Origin of the sequence: Flavivirga eckloniae, from assembly GCF_002886045.1 — a bacterium.
Lineage (GTDB): Bacteria > Bacteroidota > Bacteroidia > Flavobacteriales > Flavobacteriaceae > Flavivirga > Flavivirga eckloniae.
Map to the genome: position 1 here is coordinate 972852 of NZ_CP025791.1, position 24659 is coordinate 997510.

General features: G+C 32.4%; 14 protein-coding genes. 1 reads left to right on the forward strand and 13 read right to left on the reverse strand.

Going from position 1 to position 24659, the window contains the following annotated elements; genetic code table 11:
• Positions 1-732: 732 nt before the first annotated feature.
• From C1H87_RS04005 to C1H87_RS04065, 13 genes are all read right to left on the reverse strand, one after another.
• A complete protein-coding gene (locus C1H87_RS04005; protein ID WP_102754578.1) occupies positions 733-8967 on the reverse strand; it encodes a PKD domain-containing protein in 8235 nt (2744 codons plus the stop codon).
• Entirely contained in the window at positions 8967-9737 is a 771-nt protein-coding gene (locus tag C1H87_RS04010; RefSeq protein WP_102754579.1) for a hypothetical protein, read from the reverse strand. The genes C1H87_RS04005 and C1H87_RS04010 overlap by 1 nt, the downstream gene beginning before the upstream one ends.
• 344 nt (positions 9738-10081) lie before the next feature.
• Entirely contained in the window at positions 10082-10252 is a 171-nt protein-coding gene (locus C1H87_RS04015; protein WP_102754580.1) for a LytTR family transcriptional regulator DNA-binding domain-containing protein, read from the reverse strand.
• A gap of 74 nt (positions 10253-10326) precedes the next feature.
• Positions 10327-11076, reverse strand: a complete 750-nt coding sequence (locus tag C1H87_RS04020; RefSeq protein ID WP_102754581.1) for a LytR/AlgR family response regulator transcription factor — start codon at positions 11074-11076, stop codon at positions 10327-10329.
• Between the two features lie 11 nt (positions 11077-11087).
• Entirely contained in the window at positions 11088-11492 is a 405-nt protein-coding gene (locus C1H87_RS04025; protein ID WP_102754582.1) for an ATP-binding protein, read from the reverse strand.
• A gap of 7 nt (positions 11493-11499) precedes the next feature.
• Positions 11500-14079, reverse strand: coding sequence for a ligand-binding sensor domain-containing protein (locus C1H87_RS04030; protein ID WP_102754583.1), 2580 nt, complete (start codon positions 14077-14079; stop codon positions 11500-11502).
• A 419-nt stretch (positions 14080-14498) separates the two neighbouring features.
• The gene (locus tag C1H87_RS04035) at positions 14499-17291 is read right to left on the reverse strand and encodes a M16 family metallopeptidase (RefSeq protein WP_102754584.1); all 2793 of its coding nucleotides are present in this window, start codon (positions 17289-17291) and stop codon (positions 14499-14501) included.
• A gap of 155 nt (positions 17292-17446) precedes the next feature.
• Positions 17447-17947, reverse strand: coding sequence for a protein-disulfide reductase DsbD domain-containing protein (locus C1H87_RS04040; RefSeq protein ID WP_233783336.1), 501 nt, complete (start codon positions 17945-17947; stop codon positions 17447-17449).
• Position 17948: 1 nt separating this feature from the next.
• Complete coding sequence (locus C1H87_RS04045) at positions 17949-19115, reverse strand: TlpA disulfide reductase family protein (protein ID WP_158655116.1); 1167 nt, start codon at positions 19113-19115, stop codon at positions 17949-17951.
• A gap of 19 nt (positions 19116-19134) precedes the next feature.
• Positions 19135-20331 (reverse strand): TlpA disulfide reductase family protein, encoded by a 1197-nt coding sequence (locus C1H87_RS04050; protein ID WP_102754586.1) that lies wholly within the window; start codon positions 20329-20331, stop codon positions 19135-19137.
• A 51-nt stretch (positions 20332-20382) separates the two neighbouring features.
• The gene (locus tag C1H87_RS04055; RefSeq protein WP_102754587.1) at positions 20383-21588 is read right to left on the reverse strand and encodes a TlpA disulfide reductase family protein; all 1206 of its coding nucleotides are present in this window, start codon (positions 21586-21588) and stop codon (positions 20383-20385) included.
• A gap of 9 nt (positions 21589-21597) precedes the next feature.
• Positions 21598-22746: a FecR family protein gene (locus C1H87_RS04060; protein WP_102754588.1), complete on the reverse strand. Its 1149-nt coding sequence runs from the start codon at positions 22744-22746 to the stop codon at positions 21598-21600.
• Positions 22747-22856: 110 nt separating this feature from the next.
• Complete coding sequence (locus tag C1H87_RS04065; RefSeq protein ID WP_102754589.1) at positions 22857-23399, reverse strand: RNA polymerase sigma factor; 543 nt, start codon at positions 23397-23399, stop codon at positions 22857-22859.
• A 106-nt stretch (positions 23400-23505) separates the two neighbouring features.
• On the opposite strand from C1H87_RS04065, the gene C1H87_RS04070 reads away from it, so the two are divergent.
• Positions 23506-24630, forward strand: coding sequence for a FecR family protein (locus tag C1H87_RS04070; protein WP_102754590.1), 1125 nt, complete (start codon positions 23506-23508; stop codon positions 24628-24630).
• The last annotated feature ends 29 nt before the right edge of the window (positions 24631-24659 follow it).

Consider the following 24659-nt stretch of genomic DNA (forward strand, 5'->3'; position numbering starts at 1 on the left):
ACTTCTTTTTTTTAAAATAAAACTAAAATGGTTATTTTTTAATTTTAAAACTGTAATGGTTTTTATCATATTTTCGATTTAAATGGTTAAGAATTAATTGTCTTTCACAAATCTATCTGCTCTTGCTTTTAATTATCTATACACAAGTATCAAATACTTATAAAATTGTACTAAAACCCTCTATTTTAATGATGAAAAATGAGTTTATTTGAACAATTGTCAATTTATTTTTCTGATAGATGAGAATTAATTATTCAGACAATTGATGATTTATTTTCAGATAAGAGATGTTTATTTTTCTGATTTCCACAATAGAATAATTATTTTTCAGAGTATTCATATTTATTATAAGTAACCTAGAAACAAAAACTCTGCTATATGGTAAACAGATGACCTATCTTTTATTGGATAAGCCCATTCTGGAGAAAAGCAAAAAAAGAAAAAAGAGAATTAAAATATTAAAACTGTAACAAGCTTAAAAGGCTTTAGTGTTTTTACCAATAATACCCCCTGTTAATCCCTGATTGTGAAACTACCAACCTATTGATAGGTCAAATAAGGGCGTTCGTTCTTATAATGACTTGTTTAATAAAAAGTGTGGATTATGGAATTGAGATAAAAATACGCTCTACATCCTTGTAATACTATAAAAGCGCATTGATAATTTTACATCAATGCGCTTTTAGAAAATATACTTACCCTCAATTTACAAGAATCTATAACAGATTCTAATTACTCCACAACTATTTTCTTAACAGTACTTCTTTTTGAGGTATTAATTTTAACAAAATAGATACCAGATTGATACTTGATATCAGAAATTGTGAACGTATTTACACTGGTATTCATTTTTTGATATATAGTTTGCCCTATATAGTTATATATAGAAATGCCAAGAATTGTTTGATCACTTTCAATATGTAACTCATTATTTACCGGATTAGGATACAGTCTAATTTTGTTTCCTGATTTTATATCGATATCAGAATTTAATACACCAATCGATCGACTTGAAACTTTACTACCACAGAAATCAATAATATCTGGTGCAGAACTAGTATTGGTACTATTGGTATGAATAGTAGTAGTACCTCCAACAGCCGTATTATTGGCTACTAGCTGAAGAATACCACAAGCATTTGTTAAACTCTTATTATTTGTTAGTTGTAAGGTTTTAACAATGCTTTTCACATTCCGTAATGCATCTAAATTCTTTAATTTTGGATTGTCATAAATTGCAAGAAATGCCGTAATACGTTCCAGTTTTTCGAGTCCTGAAAGCGATACTAAGCTCGCATTACCACCAATAGCGACAAGTACTACACTAGCATTCAGAGCATTAGAAACACCTGAAATACTTTCCAGATTTTTATTGTTATATAATACCAACCTATTATTAAGAGAAGTTAAGTTAGACAAATCGTCTAGATTTGTTATATCACAATTATTTAAAACTATTGCTCCAACATCTTTCAGCCCAGAAAAACCACTTAAATCAGTAAGATTATTATTCACAACCCTAAGTTCCTTGATTGATGCTATATTAGAAAGCACATGTATTTCACTTAGTTTAAAATTATTGGTTAATTCAAGATTCCCCTTTACTTCTTTAAGATTAACCAGACCATTTAAGTTTAATAAATCATTACCAATAACCCGTAAATCTGTACCGATAGTAGTTAAATTACCAAACCCCGTAAAACTGCTCATATTTCTGTGTCCTTTAATCTCCAGAAAACCTCCTATTTGCTTTAGATTTATAAAACCATCTAAATTGGTTAACCCTTCATTGCCAAGCAGATTTAAATTACCACTTAAGGTTGTTAACGCATTGAATGCCTTTAAAGAAGTTATTTTTTTATTGCCATAAATTACCATATTACCTGTAATTGTTTCTACACTAGATAACCCATCTATATTTGCCAAAATGGCATTTTTTGATAACTCAAGAGAGCCATTTATGGCCGTCAGCTTATTTAATCCATCAAGATCGGTAATACTGGTATTATTTTTAATATAAAGGCCTCCTCCTAACGTTTCTAATTTAGATAAACCAGATAGGTCTGTGATATTGCCAGGAACCGCTTCCTCGATCGTTAGATTCCCGGTTATTTCGCAATACTCAAAAGTGTTGATATCTTCTTGTGAATCTATAAGATAGTTTCCATTGTCATATATTTTACAATCTGCACAATTATCTAAAATATCTTGTATTAAACTGGTCGTTACATCATTGCTTGCAATTGTGATGGTACCCTTCACTGAATAACCTTCGTTATCTATTAATTGGCTGATACCACAAGCATTTTGCAAACGTGTATTGTTAGATATATCTAAATTACCATTTACAGAAATTATATTGCTTAATCCATTTAATTGTTCTAATCCTGGGTTATTCACAATATCCAAATTACCTATAGACCCAGAGATACTTGTAATACCAGTTAATCCATCAACATTATTTAATAATGGATTGTCAATGATCTGGATTGCATTTCCTATAAATATAAGTCTAGATAAACCGTCCAAATTTGATAAATTAGATTGATACAACAAAAATCTTCCCCCTATAGTATATAGGTTATCTAATCCATGTAAATTTTCAAGATTATTACCTCCAATAGAAAAAGTGCCTCCAATTCTTGATAACCCAGAAAAACCACTAATACTGGAAAGATTAAGATTGTTTAATATCGTTAAATTCTTTTTTATTTCATTAATGTTCGATAAATCTCTTAAACTAGTAAGTTTATTATTATTAACAATACGAATTTGGCCACCAACAAACTCAAGGTTTCGCAAACCGTCAAGTGTGGTAAGATTATCATTATATTGAATGATCAAATCTCCTGAAATTCTTTTGAGGGATGATAGAGGAGTTATGTCTATTATATCCGAGCTTGCAGCAGCAGTTCCTCCAATCGTTAAATTACCATTGATCTCACAATAGTTGAATTTTTGAACATTTACTTGTTTAGAACTTACAATATCCCCATTATAAATACAAATATTATTACAAGTATCGATTATGGTTACAGAATTACTTGTATTAGTTCCATTATTTTCTATAATTGTATTTATAGATGGGTTGTTATTTAGAATGTTAGCAATACCACAAGCATCTTTTAGTTTTTTGTTGCCTTTTAATATAAGATTTTCAACTTGGGTATTCTCAAAACTTTTAATATCAATAAATTCGAGAACATTATTGTTTTGTATACTAATCGATTTTGCAAACTTTAAATTAGGAATCATAATCCACTTAGCACCTGATACACTATTATATGGTGAATGATTATTTTCAATGGTCAATTGATTTTCTACAAGTTCTAAATTATCTAATTGAATTGTTTGACGTCTTAGACTACGACAGTTTCTTATTTCTAAGTTTTTTATTCTTTTTAATGAAGAAAGACCTCTAAGATTTGTTATAGGAAGCCCGAATTCATTATCTACTATCAAAGATTCCACCTCACAATAATCAAACCTATCCACATCATCCTGATTTCTTAAATAAATAGTTGATGTTGTACTTGGCATACAATCACCACCAGAACAAACATTTTGGATAAGAGGAAGATCGTATATCAAGCCCTGGTTGTTATCCAGAGTAATGTTGCCCCCTATGGCTCCTTGGTCTTCTAAAACATGTAAAATATAACAACCGTCGGAGAGTCCTAGGTCATTTTCTGTAATTACAAGCATCCCGCCAATAGTATTTAAATTGGACAAACCGGACAAGCTATTCAAATTAGCATTCCCTATTATTTTGAAATCATGAGTTACCTCCAACAGGGACGAAAGTCCTAACAAATTTTCAATAGTACTATTTTCGCCTTGGCTAATAGTGAGACTTCCTTCAATTTTGCAATATCTAAAATTATCAATAGCCGCCTGCGAATTTAGTACCAAATCTCCTCGATATATGCATCCCTGATAATCACAAGCATCAATAATAGCATTTACCGAATTAGTAAATTCAGTATTGTTTCTAATGTCAATAACATGACTGCCAACTCTTCTTTGCTCTTCTAAAATCGAGGATAAGGCACATGCATTGGTTAAAGACGTATTACCAAATAAAGAAAGTTCTCCAAAAATAAACGATAATGAATTTCCTAGTCCAGATAAGGTTGTAAGAGAAAGGTTTTCGATAATTCTAAAGTCTCCTTTTACACTTCGTAAACTAGGTATTCCTATAGAATTCAATGTCGAATTCCCTTTTATAATTAAATTTCCTTCAATTTTATCGATCAATTTAAATCCCGAGATATTTGACAAACCAATATTATCAACAATGGCGATCTCACCAATAGTTGCTAATTTGTTAAAATCATTGATCTGACCAACTTTATTGCGAACTATTAATAGGTTAGAGGTAGCTGAAAGGCTATGCAAACTAATATCCCCATCAATCTCATTGTCACTTATTCCTATTTCATCAGCAAATTTAAGCTTATCAAACATATCTACAGCCAGTCCATTATTACGTACAAAGTCAAAAGAACCCACAACAGTCCTTAAAGAGCTAAATCCTTTACCAAAACCCTTACAGTCTACAATGGTAAGGCTTCCAACGGTCTCAAGACTTTGAAGAGCATCTTGAAAATCATAAAGCCCGTTGTAATCCGTGTCTCCTACAATGAAAACATCGCCCCGTACTATCTTAATATTGTTTAACCCTTTTAATTCGGTAAGGCTACTACTCATATTTATAAACAACATCCCTTTGATCTCGCAATATTGATTAATTGTTTCTACATCAGACTGATTATTAACCTCAAAATCACCTTTATAGACATTCAAAGAATTACAATAGTTCTGAGTATTGACAACTACTGTTATTTTTGAGGTTGTCTTAGTGGCACATACATCATCACTTACCGCAAGTGTATAACTATAAGTACCCGGTTTATCGGTATTAAAACTAGCATACCCACTTTGTCCTATGGTTAGATGATTGATTGTGGACCAAGAATGCCTTAACTCTGATCCAAAACCTGAAGACACCAAAAAAGCGCTATCCGTTAGATCTACAGACGTGTTTACCGTTGTATAGATTACACGGTCTTTATACTCAGGTCTATCGACATTAATAACGATATCTTTAGAATAAGTATAATCTGTTTCTATATTTCTCACAGTAAGCGTATAAGTATATACCCCTCTTTTATCCGACTTAAATATTGGATTAGGAGCATTTATTGTGCTTAAATATTCTAAATGACTAACATCTTTGGCAGTCCAGTGATATTCTTCTTTAGGGTTTTGAATTTTATCTGGCCATAATTCTGTTTCGGTATCTAAGCAAATATTTTGATCACTAGGGATATCTAAACTTGGATTATCAATGATTGTAGTGATTCTAAATTTTTTACCATCATTCACGTTTGTTATATCCCTAATATAAATCTCCAAATCTAATTCGATAGGGTATTTTTCTCCTGAGGATTTTACTCTCTCTCTAATATAAGGAGCTAATTCTAGTGTTTTGACTTGTCGATAATTATAAAATGGTATTCCTGTTCCTTGACCTTCTTGTATACAAAACCATTGATCACCAACATTCCTAGCAGCATAATAACAATCTTGTGCCCCCTCAGGGTTTCCATTTCCAGGAGGCTCATAAGTTCTTGAAGCAACAATGTTATCATTATTGTTTTTATCAACAATATACCACCCTAAATTACATCCAGATGCAGGCATTTTTATATATAATGTTGGTCTTTCACTGAGATATATAGCTGGAGTACCTTGTTTATTTATCTTATCAACTGATAAATCTTGTATATTAATTTCGCATCCTTTTCCGCATTCAAAATGGCTAGTGTTTGCTTCTACATATACTGCATCTTTATTGGTATAGTGATTACTAATGGTTTTGTTTTGTCCATTAATATTTACATCAGCACTAACTGTTAAACTTACCTGTTTTTTATCTGGTGTTGCATCATTTTCATAACATACAGAGTGTGGCCCTTTAGTATTGGCAGTTTTGGGATAAGCTCCCACGCCAAAATCCCAATAATATAATAAGGATTCAGGGGCAATATTCTTAGTAATCGAATTATCTGTAAAAGTAGTAGGACCAGAGCTTATGGTATGAACATTATTTGCTATTATGAAATTCGATTCAATACTAGGAGTAGGATCTCTCACATAAATTTCTTTAGTAGCAGTAGCTGTTTGTCCATCTTTATTTATACAAGTAACGGTGATCGTCTTTTCTCCACCAGAACTAAAACTATTATTGACTGTTGATACGATTCCTGAGGTAGTCGCTGTATTCCCATTACCAAAATCCCATTCCCAGGTTTGAGGAATTCCAAAGGAACCAAATGCATCATCAGCCGTAAAATGAATCATTCCACCTACTGCGTAGTCATTGGTACAGGGATTAACATTATTAATGTAGTCATTATTGTTACAAGCACTTTCTATTTCTATAGAAAAGGGAGGTAAGGGTGGATCAACTTTAATATAATTATGTTCAGTAATTTCTTCTTGAGTACCATCCTCATAAGTTACTGTTAAAGAGACATCATAAGCACCAAATTCATCATAAGTGACAGTTGGATTTTTTTCTGTTGAGGTTTCTTTATCAGATGAAAAATCTCCTTTTCTAAAATACCAATCATAATTAGTTATATTTTTAGATGCACGAACCCCAAACTGTACGGTCAATGGAGGTAACCCCTGGGTAATATCGGATATGAGTTGTAACCCCGTAGTACTAACATTTCCATTATCATAAACCGGAATCTCTTTTACAATAGCAACGTCTCCAGTAGCATCAGTAACCGTTAGAGTTACGCTATATACATCTGTTTTGTTATAGGTATATTTAGGGTTTTTAAATGTGCTGGTCGATCCATCTCCAAAATCCCAGGTATATCGTAATTCCCCAGTACCTCCAGAAACATCTGCCGTAAATTGATTTTCCTGATTAACTGTTATATTTTGATTAGGATTATAGCTAAAGTCTACATCTATACAGTCGCTGGATTTACGGTTTTTAGCTTTTGGATTGGTACAAGAGTTTTGTAACTTAAAACTATGCCTACTATCTGTTCCTTGAGGAATGGCACCCGACCATGTACCATTGCTTTGATGAATAGGAATTTCCCTCTCGTTGATAAAATCAGAATTTGGAGTAAGAAGTGTATTACCTGCGAAATCATTGGCTTGTATATCAAGCTTTATATCCCCATTAAAGTTAATTTGATTAGAATTCACAACATAAGTATATGTCTTCTGATCAATACTAGTAGTCTGCAAATTAACAGGGAAGCCCTGAATAGTTAAACTTGTATTTATTATGGGTTCACTAGCTTGAATCTCTATCCTAAGACTATTTACTAATCCACTAATTAAATTAGTATTAGCATCAAATCTTAATCCACTAATTGGTTCAACAGGATCCCAACTCCAGGTTCCTTCATATACTTTTAATTCTGGACCAAAAACAGGTTTTGTAAACACAGCTACTTTTTCTATATATGGTTTGAAGTTGTCAATGGTAATATCAACTGGATTCGATTTCGTTTCTCTCAAATTAACTGTACGAACAAGGGTACGCAGATTATAATTCCCATCTGGATACCTGGCTTCGCCGTTATATCTAGCCAGTTTGGCATTATTTCTACCTAGACTATCGTCAACTCTTATTTTGGTGTGATAATCATTAAAAAAATACACCTCTTTTGGATTATATGTACTATTGCTTCCGTATGATTGCCCAACAATACCTGTTTTTTCATGATCACCAAATCCAGCCTTATATTTGTTTGTTGTTTTTTTTTGGGCAATATCCACACCTGGTCCAGTGCCATAATAAAGAGGCCCATTAGTAGACGTGCGAGCCGGGTCTCCTCCTGTAACATTGCCTGAAGGGTTATCATGTGAAGGATATCTAATATCATAGGGAGCTACAACTCTTGCCCCATTAGAAATTATGGATTTGAAATAGGCTCCTTGTAAGAGCTCGTAATCTTCCTGACCACTCCTTCTTATCTGTACCTCAACATCATTTAAATCCAAAACTGCATTACTATATTTTAGATTACTATTATTTACCTTTGTACCATTCCAATCTACCTCTACTTTAAAATCTATTTTTCCAAAATATGGTCCGTTCGGATAAATATTATTTTCATTTCTGACATCAGAAATATTAGGAGTATAGGTTGGTTCATCATGGATTATATATTCTAAGGGATCCTTTGTATTTCCTTTACCCAAAAGATTAGTTACACCTGGATCAACCAAACTATACAAATGTAAATGAGCACTATATCTTCTTCCTCCTGAATTCCCTATAGGAGCAATTATGTCTCCTGCGTTAACTCTATTTTTAATATTTTGATTTGCATGATTAAATACAATTGTTCCTCTGCCATCTCCAACTGGCCTTGAGAAATTTAAAGAATATGAATGAGGTCCATTATTTGGCGGTAAGGGAGCGTCTGTTAAACAATATGGGGCACGTCCTGAACTCTTGAGCGGGTCATAGATTATTGCAGAGTATGTGTTACTTCCATGTGATAATGAAGTTAAGTACATATCTCCAACACGATTTGAAGAATTGGTATCTTCAAATATATGGCCATACGCAAAATGCCTTGGTGGTGGAATCCTTTGTGGTGATTCATCTTCAATTACTATATATTTATAGCCGTTTCTTTGTATCTTAACGATTTTACCAGACACTAAAGATTTAAGGTGATAGCCTAAATCATCATCAAGACCAGCTGGGCTTACATCAAGGCCTGCATGCCATCTACTATTTCCTTCCCTTCTTCCAAAATCACTACTTATATCACTAGATTTCATATTAGAAACATTACCATAGGTGGGGTAGTTATTCTGACAATTTGTGCAAGCTTCATATTGCAAAGTTAAATTGGTCTGAGAAAATAAACTTATTACGTTAAACGTAAAAAAAGTAAATAGAATTATTTTTTTCATTATTCAATAATTATAAAGTCACTAAATGGGATTATCTTTTCTTGGCCAGAGGGTAATAACAGGAGCATCCCGTCATCAGAGAAATTTTTAAAATACCAAAGCTCCTTTTGCCTAAAATATTTTTTATACAACGTATCCTTAAAAGTGTCAAAAACATAATACTCAGTATTATTCCCTTCTGTTCTAATGTTAAAAACCAATAGATTTCCGAGAGCCACAGAACCTCTTACTTCCCCTTTGATTTCTTTAAAAATCTTTTTTTTCTTTATATCATAAATTCTAAATCCTCTATTAACTAAACTACCACTGTGGGCAATATCCGTCCCATAATAAAATCCTAAGTATTTGCCATTTTCAGATATCATCGGGTCTAAACAGTCTTCCGGAAGCTTGTTAAATATTGCAATTTCTTTACCCAGTGAATTATAAACATGGATTGTGGATTCTCTTTTATGCATATCATTATCGAATGACTCTGAAATGAATGAAACTCCTACATACTTCTTAGGGTTCATAGTAAAACTGGTAGAGTGCCATTGGTTTGTTGATTTCCCTAATACATTTTTATTAGAAATATTATAATGTGGGTTGATCTCTTCCAGTTCTTTTTTTTTCACAAAGCCTTTATTGTGCTGATTTCCAAAAGAAATAGATTCAACTTGTCCATTGTCATTATAATTATATTTGATCTTTTTTTCTTGCCCATACCCACTCCATAAAAAGCCAAAGAGCAGCAGGATAAATACAGTAAATTTTGTGGTTTTTTTCATTATTATATTGGATTTGTTTTTTGTTTTTAATCAGCCTTTTATCTATTAAAGAAAGAAATTGTCATCCGTTATTTTTATGATAATTTGCTAAACCAGTATGATCACTTGATGAAATGAAGTTTTGAACTGCTAAAGAAGAAAAAGAGGATTAAGAGTAAATGATCTTCAAGGCAAGCACACGAGGTATTCAATTGAAAATATTCTTTATAAATTCCGAAGCTAGCTTCGAGGTATTAGACCTAAGATCCCGCCAGATACTGAAACGAATTCAGTACAGCAAGCGGGATTAGTTCTTCTTACTATTTTGAATGCGTTGCTTCGCAACTTTTCAAAATAGAGTTTCACTAATAAATAAGAGCTAAAAACTCTTTTCTTTTCTCTCTGGTAATAGGGACACTTACATTATTCTTCATAAGAATATAGTTTCCATCCTTTTTTATATACTGTTTAATGTGCTGTATATTGATGATATACGATCGATGTGGACGATAGAAATTGGATTGCTCTATCAACATCTATTCCAATAGTAAAGGGTTAATTAGTGATTTGCCAAGATTTATATACAATAATCTTGTGTTTTTCATCTTTTTTAAATGGTATTAACAAAAGAAAGGAACTCTTCTCTTTTTTCTTTAGATATGGATACCACGATATCTCTTTTCATAAGCAGATATGATCCATCTTTTTTCACGAATTGTTGGATATGTTTTAGGTTAATCAAAAAAGATCGATGAGGACGATAGAACGAAGTTCGCTCAGCTAACAAATCTGCAAAATATTTGAGAGGTCTACTTATTAAAAGTGAATCTTCAGAAATAGAGAATACTCTGGTATACATACCGTCTGCTTTAAAGCAAATAATATTTTCAATATCAAAAAAGTGTACCCCTTCTCCTGTCGGGAGTGCTATTTTAGCGAATGAGTTTGATTTAAATGCATAACAAAGTTCCTGTAGTTTATCGTATACCCTATTTTTTTTAACCTGTTTTTCGAGTTTTATAATAGCTTCTTGAATTTGTTTTGGCCTAAGAGGTTTCATGAGATAGTCTATTGCAGAAAATTTAAATGCCTTAATGGCATATTCGCTATAAGCTGTAGTGAAAATGATTTCAAAATCAAAATCCTTTTGGTCGATAAAATCCAAAATTTGTAATCCGGAGTATTCCGGCATTTCTATATCTAAAAAAACAACATCTGGTTTATGTTTCTTAATTGAAGCTACGCCTAAAAGTAAATCTTCGGCATCATAAACTTCTTTTATTTGTGGACAATACTCTACTAAAATAGTTTTTAGTAGTTGTCTTGCTTTGTTTTCATCGTCAATAATAATTGCATTCATGATTTTGGGGGTTAGTTATGTGAAAAAGGTATTCTTAAAATTACCTTAGTACCTTTGGGGACACGATCTTCTTTCATATCAATAATATCCACTCCAATCTGTTTACTAGTGTCTTGGTTTAATAATTCCAACCTCGTCTTTCCTGCATCTGAAGCAAATGACTTATGGTTATCAGGTCGATTTCGGTTTATTTCTGCAGATCTTTCTCTTCCTATTCCATTGTCCTCGATGGTGCAAACGATCACATCGTTTTGTTCTTCGGCATTAGAAAAAGTTACCCATAATTTACGATCTATCTTTTTATGAAGCAACCCATGTTTAATAGCATTCTCTACATAAGGTTGTATTAAAAGTGAAGGGATTTTATAGGTTTTCGGAAAAATCTTGGAATCATCTATTTTTATTTTAAATTCCAAAGAATCTTCAAATCTGTTTTTTTTCTAATTCCAAATACAATGTTAATGCTTTGACTTCTTCATCTATGGTTACTTGGTTCTTTCTACTGTGATCCAAATAGATTCGCATTAAATCCGAAAATTTCCCTAAATAATCAGAAGCAAGGTCCTTTTGATTGGTCAGTATATATTCCTGTATAGAGTTTAACGCGTTGAATAAAAAATGAGGGTTCATTTGTGCTCTCAACGCTACTAATTTTGAGTTGATAAGATCTAGTTCTATTTCTCTTTTTTGTTTCAATAAGATATTTTGTTTTTGGATTCTTTTAATTCTAGAATAAAAAAACAATCCTACAGCTAGTAATGTAAAAATCACTAAAAGGGTATAAAACCACCAGCTTTTCCAATGGGGAGGAGTGATGATGAAGTTAATAGCTGCAATATTTTCACTTTCTAAACCATCCTCATTTAAAGCCTTTACTTGAAAAGTATAAGTTCCTCTTGGGAGTGAAGAATATTGAACAAATGATGTGTGTTTTTCATTCCATTGATCATCAAGGCCTTTTAATCGATATTGGTATCTTTTTTGCTTGTTGGGGTTTAGAAATCCAGTTGAATTATATTGTATTTCTATTTTTTTATCATATGACAGTTTATATTCTTTTTTAATGATTGTGTCTTTGCCGTTAATTTTTATGGATTTGATATAAATATCGGGTCTACTGTTATTCTCGTATCGGTTTTTTTTAGATAATTTTATTAAACCTTTCATTGTAGCCAGGAATACGTCATCTTTTATAATTTCAATATCAAGAATTTCCGTAGTTTCTAATCCATCATTTTTATCAATGGTGATAATATTTGAGGAAGAATCATTATTTTCATTTCTTTTGATATACTGAAGCCCTTTTTGAGTCGCTACCCAGAGGTCATTGCCATCTGCCTCAATTATACTAACTTTATTAGAAAGCAATATCGATTGCTCATCATAATGTTTTACAATAGAATCCTTACTAAAGCCTAACAATCCATAGTCGAAAGAAGACACCCATACAATTCCATCTTTGGTTTCTGTAATATCTGTGGCAAAAAGAGGATTGTTTTTATATAGTATAGGTTCCTCGTTAAAAGATTCGTCATAATAACGCAAACCATCTATATAACCAATATACAGTGCTTTATTTTTTTTATTAAAGTGATTGGTATATGCTCTCTTTTTTCTTAATGAACGATAGGTATTGTTTTTCAAGTATTTATAAAAATTCTTGTACTCAAACTGATCTCGCTCAAAAAATATGTTATCAATAATTCCTGACTCTTTAGTTGAAGAAAATAAAAGTTTATTATTATGTAAAAAACTATAACTCCTCCAGTTAGCCCCAACAATTAATATTTTTTTATATCCTTTTGTCCAGAGACTTGTTTTGGGGCCAACCGATATAATGGCATTTAATGTTTCTTCGTAAGCAAGATTTTCAACTGCTACAAAATTATATTTAGTTTTAGAATCCTTTAGTTTAGAAAAAGTTTGGGTTTTTATATTAAATCTTCTTAAATCTTTATCATTACCTGTATAATATAAGTTCTGCGAAGTATCTTTAGTAATAGCTCTTATTTTATTGATTCCAATTCGTGAATTTTGTGTTGTATATCGAATCACATCAAGGTTAGATATTACAAATATTCCATCTTTATAAGTAGTAAACCAATAATTTCCTTTTTTATCCTGTAACACCCGGGTTACAAATTTATCAGGAAAATAATTCTTTACCTGAGTCATTTTACTATTTTCTAACTTAAATCGAATTGCCCCTTTAGTTGTACTTAACCATAAAAAACCATTTGTGTCTTCAAATAGATGAACCGTTCTTTCTAAATCTAAATTATCGGGGACATTTGTAATCTTGATAAGTTTTTTTTGTTTAATATCCCATATGTAAAGACCTGTTCTATAACTTTTATTTATTAAAATATATTGTTTTGTAGTATATATTTCCCAAAAACCATATTCTAAACTATTTAAAACCTCAGGTACACAATCCTTAAAAGACATTAAATGTGGATTATATTTGTCTTCGATATATAATAACTGATTGTTAACGATTCGTGGTGAATAGCTCATTGCAAGAGTATCTGCAGCTAGACTAGATTTTATAAAATCTATTTTCTTTGTTTTTAAGTCAACTTGCATTAAACCTTTATCCGAAGTTATAAACATAGAATTTTTCCACATTCTAAATTCATGTAATCGAGAAGCATTCGTATATTGGTTAATATCTATAAATATTTTTAGAGAATCATTTTTAACAAAAAATATTTGCCCACCTAAATTATTACACCAGATCGTTCCTTTATCATCTTCTAATAACCCAAAAACGGATAAACTTCTTTTTTCTGGATTTGTATAGTTTTTAAATTCTTGCCCATCATATCGGTACAGTCCTTTATTTGCTGCTAGCCAAATAAACCCGTTACGGTCTATTATCATATCGTAGAACTCGGTATCTGGAAGCCCATCTTTTGCTGTAAACTGATAATAGTCGGGATGTTGGCCGTAAATAATAAATATCTGGAGGAGAAAAACTAGTATGGTTAGAAGAAATCGCAAAAGTTAGATCATAAATAATTTTATAAACGTAGTATATTTCTTTATGTTGTAATACGCTCACTTTCTGAAAAAGCGGTTTCATCTGCTAACGTGATAGTAGTTAAGAATATTCGAAAAGAAAAAATCACCAAAATGAAAAATAACCACTTCAATATGAAACGGTTATCAATAGTAACGGGAATTGAACTCAAACTAGTGACTTACGGGGTTATGGGGCTACAAGATCATTTTGCTTACTTACTCTCTAGCAAAATTAAGTTAAACATCCTGCCTTTCCCCGTATAGTCACCAACATTTCTTTTATCTCATAAAAATAAGGTCATATAAAAGCAACCTTGTGTTAACTGAATTTTCGGTGAGTGATCAATAATATTGTTTTAATGACTAATTAAAACTCATATAAATACTCAAAGAAACTATTACTTTTCTGGATTCATTACCACTTCAACTACGTCACTGTTGTTAAGTAGTTGTTTTGCAAAGTTTTTGACATCCTCTTCAGTGATTGTTTCTACTAATTTTTTATATTCTTTAAGACTGAGGTAATTACTGCCGTGTAGCTTATATTGAAGAATTTGTTCACTCCAAAAATAGTCTATTTTAACTGCTTCTGTCCTGCCTTTAATTAAGGTTTCTTTTGCTTTTTTAAGATTCAAGGCACTGGGTCCTTTTTCTGCAATGACATTTATTTCTTCAGGTACAATTGTTAATAGCTTTTCAGCTTTATCCGGATTACAATCAAACTCAATATTAATTTTAAATTTATCATTAGGGATTCTTGACAACCCTCCCGAAACGTTTACCCCATAACTACCACCTTCTGCTTCACGTATGGTTTGAGTATATCGTCTATCTAAAGTTCCTGTTATGATATTGTATAATATTTTATTTCTTTCAGAATATAAAATATCACCAGATAATTGATAGAACACCGTGGTCTTTGGTGTTTCCATTTTTTGATTAAAGGAAATTAATGTTTCCCCATCTTTTGGTTTCAAATTGTGGTCTATCCACTTTTCCTTTGTATTATCAGTTTTTAGATTCCCTAGGTATTTCTGAAACAAAGGCAATACTTTTTCAACATCAAAGTTACCTGAAATTACAAATGTAAAGTCACCAGCATCAGCAAAACGTTGCTTGTAAATATTTCTGGCTTTTTCGAAAGTTAATTTATCTAAATTTTCTAAAGTAAGTGGAAGACTTCGCTTGTTCTTATTGGTTATTGCACGTCTTATTGAATCCATAAATACGTTTCTAGGTTGCTTATAGCGTTTTTGTATAGCTTCTTTAATCGATGATTTCTGAGACTCAAAAAGAGCCTTATCAAAACGAGGATTCTCAAAATAGAGGTACGTTAACTGTAGTAATGTTTCTAAATCCTTGCGAGTGGTTATTCCAAATATAGATTCGGTAAATTCTGACATATCTGGTCTTAGAAGAATGCGGCTACCTGCCCTTTTCTTAGAGAGTTGTGTTTGTGTAAAATCACCGAGACCAGAATTCTCCACCAAAGAAATAGCTTGAGATGCACTATATAAATCATCGGTTTCTACTTTTGACCTCCCTCCAAAACTAACTGCTTCCATAGAGATTTCATCTTCGCTTTCTTTGGATGGATAGAGTACCATATCGATGCCATTAGCCAATATAAATCCCTGGGCTTTTTCAATACCTTTAATGGTATACTTCTTTAGAACAGGTTTGGTTTCCAATGTTTCGGAAATCAATGGACTATTATTCGTATCATCTTGATAGTTTTCAATTTTTAAATTATTTACGTTGGCAATAAAGCCCAGCAATTCTTCTTTTGTTGGGTAACTTATACTGCTATCATTTGGTCCGGTAACACTAAAAATGCTATTGTCTGTATTCTTAAGTTGTTGCAGTAACGCACTTACTTCTTCCTGTGTAATACCGGCAAGTTGTTTTTTTACGATTTCCAATGATTTTTTGGCTTTCATTACAGGTTGTGCCTGTAAAAAGTGCATACTTAATTCTCCTGCCAAACCATCATTCGTCTTATCTTTTTCCTGTTTAACTGCTGCTTGATATTCATTGAGAATTATTTTTTTGATACGTTCAAATTCTGAAGTAGTAAACCCAAAATTCTGTGCACGAACCAATTCTTCATAAAACTCCTGAAATGCCTCTCTGATTTTACCATCTTTGGCTGCTATCGTTATAGAACAACTTCCTTTATCTAGCGCAAGGGGTTCATAAGACATTGCCATATAATGTGCCGTAGAATTTGGATCCTGTGTTTTTTCTTGTAAACGATCTGATAACATAGATGCGGTAATGGTTTGTACCAAGTCTTTACGCATTGATGATTCATCCCGAACTTTGGACAGCTCTTGCTTGAAGGTCCAATCTATACTTGCCACAGTCACCTCTGGATCCTTGGTAAGGATATATTGGGTTTCTTTAAAATCTGGAACAGAATAGTACGGACGTTTTTTTGCGTTTTCTGGCATTTTTATAGCTCCAAAAACCGTTTTTATTTTCTGTTCTATGTTTGCAACATCTATATTCCCCACAACAATAACCGCCTGTAAATCTGGACGGTACCATTTTTTATAATAATTATGCAAAGATTGATAGGGGAAACTATTTATAAAGTCCAAATTTCCTATAATATCTCTTTTACCATATTGTGAGTCATTGAATAATACAGGTTGTACTTTTTTATAAATACGCCTTCTCCCACTTCTACTTTGGCGCCACTCTTCGGCAATGACACCACGTTCATTATCAATCTCTTTATCTTTTAACGAGAGAGAACCAGACCAATCATGTAGTATCAATAAACATTTATCTATTAAATCATCTTTAGCAGGAACATTATCAATATTATATACCGTTTCATCATGTCCTGTATAAGCGTTAAAATCACGACCAAATACAAGGCCATTTTCTTCTAAAAAATTAACTAGAGCTTTTTTGGGGAAATTTTTGGAGCCATTAAAAGCCATATGTTCTAAAAAATGAGCGAGACCGTCTTCATCATCTTCTTCTAAGATTGCACCAACATTTTGAGCAAAGTAAAAACTAACACGATCTTTGGGTTCATCGTTTTGTAGAATGTAATAAGTAAGCCCATTATCTAGTTTACCCATTTTTACATCTTCGGGTAAAGGGATTGTTGTTGATACTTGTGCCTGTATAGACATCGCTATCATCAAGACAAAAATTGCTATTTGATTTTTTTTCATTATTACTACTTTTAAATTAAATTTTTAGTCAAATACTATTAAACTCTTAATTTTTCCTGCCCTATAATAAGCCCCGTTTATAACACAAATGGTTTCATTATATCTTAACTGCTAAAAACAACTTCTACCAAAGATGAATTTCGAATTAGCATGTTTTAATGTGTATTTACTTTAACAACTGTTTCCGTAGAAATTGCAGGCACATCAAACCTTAAGTCTACATATTTTGGAGGGATACAACGTACATCATCACATGCCATAAATGCTACCTTTCCTTTTACGTTAAAGCCATTTCCATTCTTAATTTTAATACGCTGTTTAAAAACAGCTTTTCTTTCAAAATATGTAATGCGCATATCAAAAACAGGATCGTATTTTGTTTTACCGCCTACTTCTCGTGGTGTGTCTACCAGCTCAAAATCATTACTTTTTATAAAACTAAAAACTGTGGGCTGCGGGCCGTTTTCGGGTACCTGTTGAGAATACATATGCCATTTTATTTTTATAGCAGATGTAGCTATCAAATCAAATTCGGTATCAGAAATTTGCACTACACTTGTTCGCCAAGTAACAGGTTTGTGCATTTGTGCAACAACTGTCTGTAACCCAAATATGAAAAACCATAGCATGCTTGCTGTTTTTAAGAATGGTGCCATTTTAATTCAATTTGCTTTTTAATATGTTTTCTAGAGTTTCTCTATCCGGATTTTTATCTAAGATTTCCCCATTCTTTCCTATTAGATACTTAGTGGGTAATGCTTCTATATAATAGCTTCTGGAAACATCGGTTTCTTTATCTGAGGCTATGATGCACTGTGTCCAGGGAAGATTGTTCTCGGTCAATGCTTTTTTCCAGGAGTCAATATCCGGATCGTCCGAGATACTTATAATTTCAAAGCCCTTATTCTTATAGTTACCATAAAGTTCTTTTAAATATGGAAACTCATCTACACAAGGTGCGCACCAATAAGTCCAAAAGTCAAGCAGCACAACCTTACCTCTATAGTCCTTCAATGAAACAGGGATATTCGATTGATTTTGCAAGGTGAAATCTGGTGCAGTTTTACCTATAGCCAATTTTTTAATGACCTCTAAATTGTGGACACATTCCTTATAATCACTGCTATAAGCAATGGAACTATCAAAATTGGTTATCATAGCTTCTAGTTCTTCCTCTGTGAATACCTCTGTACTCATGCCGTCTCCTTCATGAAGCAAAACATATGGTGCTGCGATAGCTTTAGGATGATTTAATATGAATGTTTTACGCGTATTATGCAGTAAAGTGTATTGTTCTGTTTCTATAGCATTTAACGTCTCTTCTATAGCATATATCTCTTGTTCATTATTATTTTTAAGTGCTACTGCATAGCGTTCGATAAGTTTATCTATTTTTTTAAATCTGGGTAATGCTTTTATGGAATCTCTAGTTCTGCTAAAACTCTGGTATGATTGATTTTCTATACCCCCTTTAATAATGGGTTTTAAAACCGTAAATTCTTCTTCTATTTTTGGGAAAGAATCTATGGTAATCATAATATCTTCTGGTTCTAAAAAGAATGAGAAACCATACACTTCATTTATAAGTATATTAACAGGTTTGGAGTGGAGCATTTTTCCAGAAAAAGAAAACGTTCCGTCTTTAATAGTGGTTTGGTCTATGATAAACTCATCGCCATTTCCTGTCCATTCAACAATTGAAATGGTACCAGTATCAAGTCCGTTAATCGTCCCGGAAATTTGATACGTACCTTCGTTGTTAGTCTTACAACCTATAAGCTGAAAGACCAAAATGAATATACATATGTGTTTTATAAACTGCACGGTACTTGCATTTAAATTATTAGTGACCAAAAATGTCTTTCAGTCTTGAATCTAATTCTTCTTCGCGAAGGTTTTTTGCGATTATTTTTCCCTCTTTATCCAGTAAATAGAAATAGGGTATGTACGGCACATTATATGTGTACGATACTAGCTCTTCTTCTTCGGCTTCTTCCTTTTCTATTAACTGAGGCCAAGGGTTTTTATGCGTTTTTAATGCTTTATACCAAGCCGCTCTATTTGGATCTCTAGAGATATGGACAATTTCAAAACCATCATCATGGTACTTACTGTACAACTCGTTAAGGTGTGGAAAGGTTTCTACGCATGGCTTGCACCAATACGCCCAAAAATCTACTAATACATATTGTCCTTTAAATTCTGAAAGTGATGTTTGCCCTCCTTTATCATTTTCCATTGTAAATTGTGGAGCGGTTGCACCCAAAACCAGGTTTATGGATTTATTAATATTTTTTTCTAAAACCTTAAACTGTGGTGTCGCGTTAAAATTCTTTTTGCCATGGGTCAAAAACATTTTCATTTCCGCTGCACTAAAAATTTCTAAGTTTTCATTGTTCAATATGATTATTCCTGCTAAGGAGTTGCTTAATTGTATGATACTCTCTTTTTTGGCAGCCTCAAAAGTTGCTAACAAATTTGTAAATGCGTTATCAACCAAAGGGTCGTCGGGTGCTTCACCTGTGCGCTTACTAATGCTATCATATTCAGTAAGAATAGCCCTGTATTTTCTGGTTTTTTCAGAATCCATAAAATCTTTTCTTGCCGTTATATAGGTTTGGAAATCTTTTGTGGTTGAAGAGGATGTCGTTATGTTAGGATATACCAATATATTAGAATCCATTACAGGTTCAATATAAGTAGCAACATCTGCTGTTAGGGTGGTTTTTCCTTTATCTAAAATTAACGGAATGTAATAGAAAACGTCTTCTTCTTTTTTTTTCTGAAAAACCAACGACACTATTTTGGCATCATCTATTTGTCCTGAAAACTCAAACGTACCTCCTTTAATTATTGAAGTTGAAATGACCTCTGCTTCGTAGATAAAATCTCCTTCAACTAATTTAATTTCTATATCAGGAATTCCAGATATGGTTCCAGAAAGTGTATAGCCTTTTTGAACGGGTGATTCTTGCTTACATCCTATTAGCAGGATACAAATGGTAATGATATAAGTACCGTTTTTTATGATGTTTTTCATAAAATAGTTTAATTAATGATTAATGTATTCCCTTTTTTAGTAACCCAGCTATTAGTGTCCAAAAATGTCTTTCAGTTTTGCATCTAATTCTTCGTCTTTCGGGTTTTTTGCAATTATTCTACCTTCCTTATCCAGTAAATAGACGTAAGGGTTGTACTTCACAACGTATATATCTGTAATTGATTCCCCTTTTTTAACCTCTACGTTTTCTATAACCTGCGGCCATGGGTTTTTATGTTTTTCTAATGCTTCATACCAATATTTTTTTTCATGGTCTGTTGAGATATGGATAATTTCAAAACCATCATCATGGTACTTACTATATAGTTTATTAAGATGTGGAAAGCTCGCTATACATGGACTACATGTACTTGTCCAAAAATCAACCAATAGGTATTGCCCCTTAAATTCTGAAAGTGATGTTTGCCCTCCTTTATCGTTCTCCATCGTAAACTGTGGAGCGATTGCCCCCACTTCCACATTTAGAATTCTATTTATTTTCTTTTCTAAAATTTTAAACTGAGGTGTGGCTTCAAAATTCTTTTTATAATTGGTAAGAATCATTTTCATTTCCGCTACACTAAAAACATCAAAATATGCATTATTACATATGATGATTCCCGCCAAAGAGTTACTTAGTTGCTTAACACATGTTTTTATAACCACTTCATAATCTGCAAATAATGCACTGTTTAACTCACTTCTTTTAACATACCAATCTTCGCTAGGTTCGTTGCCTGTGGGCTTAATATTTTTTTCAAAATCTTCAGTAAAAGCGGTTTGTTTTTTACCATTTTCAGTATACATTAAATCCATTCTTGCTTTAATATATGTCTGGAAATCTTTTGTTATTTGAGAGGCTATTACAAGGTTAGGCGATACTAGTAAATGGCTATTCGAGGGATCATCAAAACAGATAGAAGCATCCACTGAGATCGTAGTTTCTCCTTCATCTAATACCAACGGAACGAAATAAGAAACCTCGTCTTCTTTTGCCTTTTTAAATACTAATGACACTAATTTAATGTTATCTATCTGTCCAGAAAATTCAAACTTGCTGTCTTTAATTTTCGAAGTCGAAATTATCTTTGCTAAATCTACTTGTTCCCCTTCTACCATTTTAATTTCTACATCAGGAATTCCCTTGATGGTTCCAGAAAGCGTATAGTGTTTTTGAGCAGATAATTCTTGTGAAAACCCCGTTAGTAGGATACAAATGGTAATGATATATATACAGTTTCTTATGATGTTTTTCATAACATATTTTTAATTAATAGTTAATGTATTTCCTTTCTTAGTGTACGTAAATGGTGTGTCTGCTTTAAATGCCTCTAATATTTGCTCGAGTGTTTCAACATCAAACTTGGCAGTAAATAATTGCTTACTCAAGTATTCATTCTTATTGATGATCGTTATATTATACTTTCTTGAAAGCGTTTCTAAAATGGTATTAAAAGGGGTCTTTTTAAATACCAGTTTCCCAGACACCCACGAGGTTGCATTATAAGTGTTAACATCTGTTATTTTTAATTTTCCAGACCGCGATTGTATGGCAGCACGTTGTCCGGGGACTAGAAACTGTTTCGACGCCTTCGGTTTTTTTGTAGGTTGTATAGCCACACTTCCTTCAACTAAAACAGTGCTTGTATTTAAATTTTCTGGATAAGCATTTACATTAAATTGAGTCCCCAATACCTCAATCTTCATATCTTTTGTAGTCACAATAAATGGATGATCTTTATCTTTTGCGACATCAAAATATGCCTGTCCTATAAGATGAAGGTTTCTTTTAGTGTCTCTGTAATAATGAGTTGGATACGTGATGGTAGTACCTGCATCGCAGTATATTTTTGTTCCGTCGGCTAAACGTACTTTTAAATTTTGACCAAAAGGAACAGTTAATATATGTTGTTGTCTTTCTGAAGTATTTAAAATAGAAACATAGTTTATTTCATTGTTGTATGCTACAGCTATTATCTCACTTTTTTTATTTCTTATTTCTTTTCTTTCTGAAGCATTTAAACGAATAACCCTGCCATCTTCCAGCGTTATTTGTGCCGATGTCAATTCATTTAGTGCAATTACAGGAGGAATTCCGGAAACATCCTGATTGTCAATAAAAAAATAGCTTCCTACAAGTAATCCAACAAAAATTGCAGCATATTTTAGGTATGGTTTAAACGAAATGATTCTATGACTTGATGTCTTTTTATGTACTGAAAGTAAGTTTTCAAAATCATCCCACTCGGCGTCCAAATCGATCACATTATAACTCTCAAGATTTTCTTCAATTTCTTTTTGAGAGGTACTATTTAGTATTTCCTGATGTGCATCAAGAGCCTCTTGTTCCCTCTCAGTTTGAAAACCAAACCATTTTTTTATTGTAAGCCTTGCTATATAAAAAACGTCTTTCACTGTTCTTCTTTTTCACTAATACAGGCGAAAAGTGAAATGGTACTATTGAAGAGGACAATTTTTTCAAAAAAAATAAAAAAAGGAATAATGAATGTACTATGGTAGGTGTTCTAATTGATATCCAATTTGGATCTAATAGCCAGTAAACCGTTACGTATTTGCGATTCAACAGTTCTTTGAGATATATTCAATTGTATAGCGATGTCTTTCTGCTTATATCGCTTAAGCTTGCTTAAAATAAAAATCTCTTTACATTTTTCCGGGAGTTCTTCAATAGCCGCATATAATTGTTTTAAACGAAGTTCTTTTTCTACAGCATCTGAGTTTTCAATGTAAATAATAATATCCTGGCGTATTTCTTCTATTAATTTACTACGGCGTTCCTTTTTTCGATATAAGTCCATATACCTGTTACGTGCGGAACGGTATAAATAGGCATTTAATGAAGAGTTGATCGTAATATCTTTTCGCGACTCCCACAACCAAATAAGTGTTTCTTGAGCAATATCTTCAGCTTCAACTGTATTTTTACTAATACTTAAAATATACTTAGACAAGCGCTCATAAAATAACTTATAAAGCGCTTCAAAGGCTTCTCTGTCGCCCTTTTTCATCGCAACATATAAGTATTTTACTCTTTTTTTGGGTAGCATTCCTGACTTTATAAATTAACTTTTAAATAACAAATAAAACAAAATAATTAACAACCTCTTAAGTATTTTTTCATTTTAAAACGTCATATCTATAAATAAGTTTATTATGTACAACCCTGATATTGTTGTTCTTTCCGAAAAATTTCTGTCAAATACTATTACAGATAGTGAATTAAAGAATTTAGAATTAGCATTAGAAGACGCTACCAATCTTGGGATTTTTAAGAGCATTGTTAAAGATGATTATTTACTAATAACTGATGGTGTCGATTTTAACGGATTAGCATCTTTTGAAAGGATAAAGGGTAGAATATCCCCAGTAAGGTTTCAGCAAAAATTAAAACCTTATTTCAAGTATGCAGCAATTTTTATTATAGCCCTTAGTCTTGGTTTTTTAATAAAATCGCAGTGGAAATCCCCAGTTGTTGAAGTTTCTAATTTTGTAGAACTCGAGTTAGAAGACGGTTCTATACAGCGTCTTGTATTAAGTCAAACAGATACGGTACGTACAAAAGCACAAAGTATAATAGGTATTCTAAACAATGGCCGTTTAACATATCAGAATACTAGCAATAGTAAATTGACTGGTTATAACATTATTCGTATTCCTTATGGGCAACAGTTTAAAGTTCAGCTAAGCGATGGCTCGATAGCGCACCTTAATGCAGGAAGTAGCCTAAAGTATCCTGTTCGTTTCTCAAAAGACAAAAAACGTATCGTTTCTCTTTCTGGTGAGGCATTTTTTGACGTTGCTAAAAATGCTAATAGTCCTTTTATAGTCGAATCGATAGTTCAAAACATTGAAGTATTGGGTACACAATTTAATGTATCTGCCTACCCAGACGATGACATAATTATTACAACGCTCACAGAAGGCGCTATCAAATTAACAGAGATAATGAATCCTCAAAACTCGATGGTACTAAAGCCAAACGAACAAGCAATTACTAACAAAAGTAAAGTCCAGTTTAATAAAACACAGGTAAGAACAAATCCTTTTACCAGTTGGATGGATGGTTCATTGGTCTTTAAAGACGATGATTTCGAAACGATTATTAAAAAACTACAGCGTAAATATGATGTAAAAATTGAAAACAATAACACAAAATTATTAACTCAAAAATTCACTGCTCGTTTCGATACAGAAACCATTGAACAAGTTATGCAATACTTTAAAATAAGTTATGAATTAGAGTATACTATTAAAGGAAATAAAATACGAATAGAATAAAAAACAAAACCAAGTGATGCTCGAACATC